The 7,172-nt window shown below is 66.6% G+C and carries 8 protein-coding genes; 1 reads left to right on the top strand and 7 read right to left on the bottom strand.

The features are described 5' to 3' along the window. The 6 genes from B146_RS27390 to B146_RS0124300 form a co-directional block, all read right to left on the bottom strand. Positions 1-307 (bottom strand): toprim domain-containing protein (locus B146_RS27390; protein ID WP_205753722.1); only part of this gene is annotated, 307 nt, incomplete at its 3' end. 361 nt (positions 308-668) lie between these two features. Continuing rightward, on the bottom strand, positions 669-1,547 hold the full coding sequence (locus tag B146_RS0124320) for a 3-hydroxybutyryl-CoA dehydrogenase (RefSeq protein ID WP_019999080.1): 879 nt from the start codon (positions 1,545-1,547) through the stop codon (positions 669-671). A gap of 25 nt (positions 1,548-1,572) precedes the next feature. Beyond that, entirely contained in the window at positions 1,573-2,502 is a 930-nt protein-coding gene (locus tag B146_RS0124315; protein WP_019999079.1) for an electron transfer flavoprotein subunit alpha/FixB family protein, read from the bottom strand. 61 nt (positions 2,503-2,563) lie between these two features. Beyond that, complete coding sequence (locus tag B146_RS0124310; RefSeq protein WP_019999078.1) at positions 2,564-3,310, bottom strand: electron transfer flavoprotein subunit beta/FixA family protein; 747 nt, start codon at positions 3,308-3,310, stop codon at positions 2,564-2,566. Positions 3,311-3,359: 49 nt separating this feature from the next. Continuing rightward, the gene (locus B146_RS0124305) at positions 3,360-4,535 is read right to left on the bottom strand and encodes a CaiB/BaiF CoA transferase family protein (RefSeq protein ID WP_019999077.1); all 1,176 of its coding nucleotides are present in this window, start codon (positions 4,533-4,535) and stop codon (positions 3,360-3,362) included. 11 nt (positions 4,536-4,546) lie between these two features. Further along, on the bottom strand, positions 4,547-5,755 hold the full coding sequence (locus tag B146_RS0124300) for an acyl-CoA dehydrogenase (RefSeq protein ID WP_019999076.1): 1,209 nt from the start codon (positions 5,753-5,755) through the stop codon (positions 4,547-4,549). Between the two features lie 249 nt (positions 5,756-6,004). Here B146_RS0124300 and B146_RS0124295 point away from each other — a divergent pair, with 249 nt between their 5' ends. Beyond that, positions 6,005-6,904, top strand: coding sequence for a LysR substrate-binding domain-containing protein (locus B146_RS0124295; protein WP_019999075.1), 900 nt, complete (start codon positions 6,005-6,007; stop codon positions 6,902-6,904). A 12-nt stretch (positions 6,905-6,916) separates the two neighbouring features. Here B146_RS0124295 and B146_RS0124290 read toward each other — a convergent pair. Further along, the coding region (locus B146_RS0124290; protein WP_019999074.1) for a transposase at positions 6,917-7,172 on the bottom strand (256 nt) is incomplete at its 5' end.

The following is a 7,172-nucleotide window of genomic DNA, read 5'->3' as shown; positions in this document are numbered from 1 at the left end:
CGTCGTTGAAATCGCCCAGGACAGGCACGATCTCGCGCACCCGGATAGATCGTCCGGCCTCCCGCAGCCGCTCGCGCAGATGGAGGGTGCCTCGACGCCCGGCCTCGTCGTTGTCGCGGAACACCCACACCTGCTCGACGCCATTGGGCACCTCGAAAAGACCGAGATGGGTGGCGGTCAGGCAGGCCGCGATCGGCAGCTTCGGCAGGGCGGTGCCGACAGACAGCATCGTCTCGATCCCTTCACCGCAGCCGAGGACGGTGCCGGCTCGTCCGAACCGCACGGCATTGCCATAGAGATCGCCCATGACGCGCTTGGGGTTTTTGATGTCGGCCACAGCGCCTCGTTCGGCGTCGAGCTACGTTCGTGCAACACCTATTATCTGCCCGGAATTGTCCGTTATCGCTGCCAAAAGCGCAGGCAGAACAAGACGTTCCCCAGTCTCGTGCGATATTGCGTAAGATTGCTTATGGAACTTAGCGAGGGTTCCGACTGCACGATGTCGTTCCGGATAGGTTGCGTTGGCCGAGACTACCAAAGATCGGCGAACGCTGGACATCCAGGCTTGGATCGGAGATTGGGACACGTAGTCACGCCATGAAACCTCAGCGATGCTCGAGGCGACTTCAGCAATCGGTCAGATGGCACTGCTAGGCGCCTTTCGTGCCTCAGCGGGTGGGGACCGGCACCTCGCCGCGATAGTCGTAGAAGCCGCGCTTGGCCTTGCGGCCGAGCCAGCCGGCCTCGACATATTTCACCAGAAGCGGACAGGGCCGGTATTTTGAATCGGCCAGCCCGTCATGCAGCACCTGCATGATCGACAGGCACGTATCCAGGCCGATGAAGTCGGCGAGCTGGAACGGCCCCATCGGATGGTTGGCGCCGAGCCGCATCGAGGCGTCGATCGATTCCACCGAGCCGATGCCCTCGTGCAGCGTGTAGATCGCCTCGTTGATCATTGGGATCAGGATGCGGTTGACGATGAAGCCGGGAAAATCCTCCGACACGATGATCGTCTTGTCCAGCCGCTCGACGAAGCGCTTGGAGGCCTCGAACACGCCGTCGTCGGTGGCGATGCCGCGCACCAGCTCGACCAGCTTCATGACCGGCACCGGGTTCATGAAATGGATGCCGAGGAAGCGCTCCGCCCGGTCGGTGCCGGCGGCAAGCCGCGTGATCGAGATCGAGGACGTGTTGGAGGCGAGGATCGCGTCGGGGCGCAGGACCGGGCAGACCTGCGCGAAGATGCGCCGCTTGATCTCCTCCTTCTCGGTCGCCGCCTCGATCACAAGGTCGCACGGGGCGAGATCGTTGACGCCGTCGGCGGGCTTGAGGCGCAGGAGCGCGGCGTCGCGCAGCTCCGCCGCCAGCTTGCCAGCCGCCACCTGCCGGTCGAGCCCCGCCCGCACCTTAGCGAGGCCCTGGCGCGCCTGCTCGAGGCTCACGTCGTAGAGAACGACGTCGAACCCGGCGAGGGCGGCGACCTGGGCGATGCCGGTTCCCATCTGCCCGGCGCCGACAATGCCGACGATGCTGATCTCGCTCATGGAAGACGCCCTCTGCGACGATGGATCAAAGCTTGGAGGTGAGCTCGGGCACGAGCGTGAAGATGTCGCCGACGAGACCGAAGTCGGCGACCTGGAAGATCGGCGCGTCCTCGTCCTTGTTGATGGCGACGATGACCTTCGAGTCCTTCATGCCCGCCAGATGCTGGATCGCGCCTGAAATGCCCGCCGCCACATAAAGGTCGGGCGCGACGACCTTGCCGGTCTGGCCGACCTGCCAGTCGTTCGGCGCGTAGCCCGCGTCCACCGCCGCGCGGCTCGCGCCGATCGCGGCCCCCAGCTTGTCGGCCAGCGGCAGCATGACCTCCTCGAACTTCTCGTGGCTTCCCAGCGCCCGCCCGCCCGAGACGACGATCTTGGCGCCGGAAAGCTCGGGCCGTTCGGAATGGGCGACCTCCTGACCGAGGAAGCGCGACAGGGCGGGATCGCCCGCCGCGCCGACGCTCTCGACCGGGGCCGAGCCCCCCTCGCCGGCCGCCGCGAAGGCGCTCGTGCGCACCGTCAGAAGCTTGATCGCATCGCGCGAGCGCACGGTCTCCAACGCGTTGCCGGCATAGATCGGCCGCTCGAACGTGTCGGGCCCAAGCACCGCGATGACGTCCGAGACCTGCATGACGTCGAGCAGCGCGGCGGCACGCGGCAGAACGTTCTTGCCCGCCGCCGTGGACGGCGCGACGATCGCATCGAAGGCCGGGGCGAGCTGCACCAGGAGGGCGGCCAGCGGCTCGGCCAGCGCATGGCCGTAGAGCGCGGCGTCGGCGACGAGCACCTTGGCGGCGCCGGACAGCTTGGCGGCGGCGTCCGCGACCGCCGCGCAGCCCTCGCCCGCCACCAGGATGTGCACTTCGCCGCCGAGCTGCAGCGCGGCGGTCAGCGCCTTGGCGGTTTCGCCGGAGAGATGGGCGTTGTCATGTTCGGCGATCAGGAGCGTGGTCATGGGATGAACCTCGAAACGGGAAGAAGCGGCGAGACGGTGGACTGGGCTCAGACGAGAATCGTTAAACCAGTCCGGCGCCCTTGAGCGCCGAGACCAGCTCGTCCACCGAGCCGAGCTTGACACCGGCCTGCCGGCCCTTGGGCTCGGCGGTCTTCAGGACCTCCAGGCGCGGGCTGGTGTCGACGCCGAAATCGGCGGCGGTCTTCTCCTCCAGCGGCTTCTTCTTGGCCTTCATGATGTTGGGCAGCGAGGCGTAGCGCGGCTCGTTGAGGCGCAGATCCGTCGTGACGATCGCCGGCAGGGTGAGGCCCACCGTCTGCAGGCCGCCGTCCACCTCGCGGGTGACGCTGGCCGAGCCGCTCTCGATCTCGAGCTTGGAGGCGAAGGTGCCCTGGCTCCAGCCGAGCAGACCGGCGAGCATCTGGCCGGTCTGGTTGCAGTCGTCGTCGATCGCCTGCTTGCCGAGAATGACGAGATCGGGCCGTTCCGCCTCGACCACGCCCTTCAGGATCTTGGCGACGGCGAGCGGCTCGACCGTGCCCTCGGCCTTCACGAGGATGCCGCGATCGGCGCCCATGGCGAGCGCGGTGCGGATCGTGTCGGCGGCCTGGGCCGGGCCGATCGAGACGGCGACGATCTCGGTCGCGCCGCCATTTTCCTTGAGCCGGACCGCCTCCTCCACTGCGATCTCGTCGAACGGGTTCATCGACATCTTCACATTGGCCAGTTCGACTCCCGAACCGTCTGCCTTCACCCGGATCTTCACGTTGTAGTCGACGACGCGCTTCACGCAGACGAGAATTTTCATGGTGTACGGCCTCCTAACAAGATGTCGTTCGCGGAATGAAGCCGCTGGTTCACGGGGCTTCGGGAGCGCGCGGCAGCGTGTCGGCCTCACCCAGCGCGGGCGAGGCCAGATCGGTCACCAGCGGGCTTCGTGAGAAGACAATGGGGGTGCGAAGGCCCGGAACTCCGCCCGGCTCGATCCGCAGGCCCCGATGCTGCACCTGAGGATGGTTGATCGCTCCGGCGACATCGTTGATCGGACCGCCGGGCACGCCGACCCCCTGCATGGCCGCGATCAACGGGTCACGCTCCAGACGCACGGTGCGTGTCCCTAGAAGCGCGCAAAGAGGCTCGCGGTTCTCCACCCGCGCCGGATTGGTCGCATAGCGCGGGTCCGCGGCCAATTCGGGCAGATCCAGGATCGCGGCGAAGGCGGCGAACTGCCGGTCGTTGCCGCAGGCGACGATGACGTGTCCATCCGCGACCGGAAAGACCTGATAAGGCACGATATTGGGATGGGCGTTGCCCATGCGCCGAGGCGCGGTGCCGCTCGCCAGATAGTTCATGGCCTGATTGGCCAGCGCGGCGACGCCGCAGTCCATAAGCGACAGGTCGACATGCTGCCCCCGGCCGGAGCGCTCACGCTCGGCGAGCGCGGCCTGGATGCCGATCGTGCCGTAGAGACCGGTCAGAATGTCGATCCAGGCGACGCCGATCTTCTGCGGCTCGCCTGCTGGATCGCCGGTCAGGTCCATGATCCCGCACAGGCCTTGGATCAGGAAGTCGTAGCCAGGCAGATGAGCAAGCGGACCGCTCTGCCCGAAGCCCGTGACGGAGCAGTAGACGAGACGTGGATTGAGCGCAGCGATGGTCTCGTAGTCGAGGCCGAACCGCTTGAGTCCGCCGACCTTGAAATTCTCGATCAGAATGTCGGCATCGCGAACGAGATCGCGAAGCATGGCGAGGTCGGCTTCCCGTTCGAAATCGCAGGTGATCGACCGCTTGCCCCGATTGGCGGCGTGGAAATAGGCTGCCGTTCGGTCGTACCGTCCGTCCGGCAGATCCTGCTCCACGAAGGGTGGCCCCCAGCGGCGCGTGTCGTCGCCGCCGGGCGCCTCGACCTTGACGACCTCGGCGCCGAGATCGGCCAGCGTCTGGCCGATCCAGGGCCCGGCCAGGATGCGGGCCAGTTCGACCACTTTCAGACCCGAGAGCGGGGGCAAGTCCCGGGGCGCCGCGCCAGCCATTCCGCCGCTCCTCAGAAGAAGGCCTGCAGGCCGGTGACGGCCCGGCCGAGGATCAGCGCATGGACGTCGTGCGTGCCCTCGTAGGTGTTGACGGTCTCGAGGTTGACCATGTGGCGGATCACCTGGAACTCCTCCGAGATGCCGTTACCGCCATGCATGTCACGCGCCCGGCGCGCGATCTCCAGCGCCTTGCCGCAATTGTTGCGCTTGACGATCGAGATCATTTCCGGTGCGGCCTGCGCCTCGTCCAGAAGCCGCCCGACCCGCAGGCTGGCCTGAAGACCGAGCGAGATGTCGGTCATCATGTCGGCGAGGCGGAGCTGGAAAAGCTGCGTCTGCGCCAGCGGCTTGCCGAATTGCTTGCGGTCCAGCCCGTATTGGCGCGCGGCGTGGAAGCAGAATTCGGCGGCACCGAGTACGCCCCACGAAATTCCGTAGCGCGCCCGATTGAGACAGCCGAACGGACCCTTCAACCCTTCCACATCGGGCAGAAGCGCATCATCGGGCACCTCCACGTCGGCCATGACGATCTCGCCGGTGATCGAGGCGCGCAGGCTCAGCTTGCCGCCGATCTTGGGCGCCGACAGGCCCTTGGCTCCCTTCTCCAGAACGAAGCCGCGAATCTTGCCGCCATGGGCCTCGGATTTGGCCCAGACCACGAAGACGTCGGCGATCGGCGCGTTGGANATCCAGGTCTTCGNCCCGTTCAGGACNTAGCCGCCGTCCGTCTTGCGGGCGGTGGTGCGCATGCCCGCCGGATCGGAACCGGCGTCCGGCTCGGTCAGGCCGAAGCAGCCGATCCATTCGCCGCTGGCGAGCTTGGGCAGGTAGCGTCGGCGCTGCTCTTCCGAACCGTAGGCATGGATCGGATACATGACGAGAGAGGACTGAACCGACATCATCGAGCGATAGCCCGAATCCACCCGCTCCACTTCGCGCGCGATCAGCCCGTAGGCGACATAGGAGGCGCCCAGACCACCATAGTCCTCGGGAACCGTGGCACCGAGAAGACCCATCTCGCCCATCTCGCGGAATATCGCGGGGTCGGTCTTTTCCTCGCGATAGGCTTCGATGACGCGCGGCTGGAGCTTCTCCTGCGCGAATGCGCGCGCCGCGTCGCGCAGCATGCGCTCTTCGTCGGTGAGCTGGCCGTCCAGCCGAAACGGGTCCTCCCAGGAGAACTGGCCGAGATCGGGCGCGTCTTTGGGCTTCAGCGGCATGGATGATTTCCTCGAAGCATTGCGCCGGGGCGCTAGAGATGCTGCCAGATTAGGGGGCGGCGAGGTGAAGACGCCAATGAGTTCGGCTGGCGGAAAACATGAGGAAATGGAATGAACTTCGGCATGTCCCGTCGGCGCTCCAACGGTTCCATGCCTTTGCCACCATGGAAAACATGCTACTGGCGGAGGCTTCGAACGGTGTTTGGGCGGGCGCCGGGGTCATTCGGCTCCACGCCGAGGAGACTAGCCATGCGACGATCCTTCACGCCGACCCTGCCCGAACTTCAGGCCTTCGGCGCCTGCGCTCGTAGCGGCTCGGTCACGGAAGCCGCGCACCAGCTCGGACTGACGCAGAGCGCTGTCAGCCGGTCGCTTGCCTCGTTGGAGGCCCGGCTTGGCGTCGCACTGTTTCACCGGGTGCGCAAGCGGCTGGTGATTTCGGACGCGGGCCGCGCCATGCTGCGCGACACCGAGCGCATCCTGTCAGACCTCAACACCGCCGCGCTCACCGTGATGTCCTTCGGCGACAAGGCGCGCGTCCTGCGTCTTGCCGTCCTGCCGACCTTCGGCACGAGTTGGCTCATTCCACGCCTCGCCAAGTTCCACAGCCTCGCCCCGAGCCTTACGATCGATCTCGCCGCACGCCTCGGACCGGTGGATTTCGAGCGGGAGCCGTTCGATGCCGCCTTGCAGCGCACGGAACTCGCCGGCCCCGGGACCGAGATCGTTCCTCTTGCGGAGGAGGTGCTGGTCGCGGTCGCGGCGCCCGCCTTCGGCCCCGAGCCGGGCGCGCCGCCGCTGGCGGACGAGGCGATCGCGAGGCTGCCTCTTCTTCAGCAGTCGACCCGACCCGAGCTCTGGCTGGACTGGTTTCGCGACGCCGGGCTCGATCCGATCACCATCCTGCGCGGGGCGCGTTTCGAGCATTTCGGTATGGTGCTGGCGGCTGCCCGAGCGGGGCTCGGCGTAGCCCTCGTGCCGGACGTCCTGGCGGCGAGCGATCTGGCGGAGGGGCGGCTGCGAAAGGTCTCATCGCGGGTGCTGCCGGGCCGCTCGCACTACGCGCTGATCTATCCCGCCCGGAGCGAGGCGAGCGCCACGCTGCGCAGCTTTCGCGATTGGATCGAAGCGGAAGCCGCGATCCGCTAGAGCGTTTTCCGATCAGTCTGCATCGTAGCCTGCGGCTTTGAAGTAGTTGGCGCATTCGGCGGGGAGGAAGAGCGGGATGAGCGTGCCGACGGCTTTCCAGAGCGCCTCGACCGTTCGCTCGGCCTTGGCGCGCATGAGCGCCTTGAGCTTGGAGAATGCCATCTCGATCGGGTTGAAGTCGGGGCTGTAGGGCGGCAGAAAGCGCAAGGACGCGCCTACCGCTTCGACGGCCAACCGCACGCCCTCGGTCTTGTGGGCCGGAAGGTTG

Source organism: Aureimonas ureilytica DSM 18598 = NBRC 106430 (assembly GCF_000382705.1).
Taxonomy (GTDB): Bacteria; Pseudomonadota; Alphaproteobacteria; order Rhizobiales; family Rhizobiaceae; genus Aureimonas; species Aureimonas ureilytica.
The sequence above is the reverse complement of the archived record's forward strand: the minus strand, read 5'-3'. Positions and strand labels throughout refer to the sequence as shown.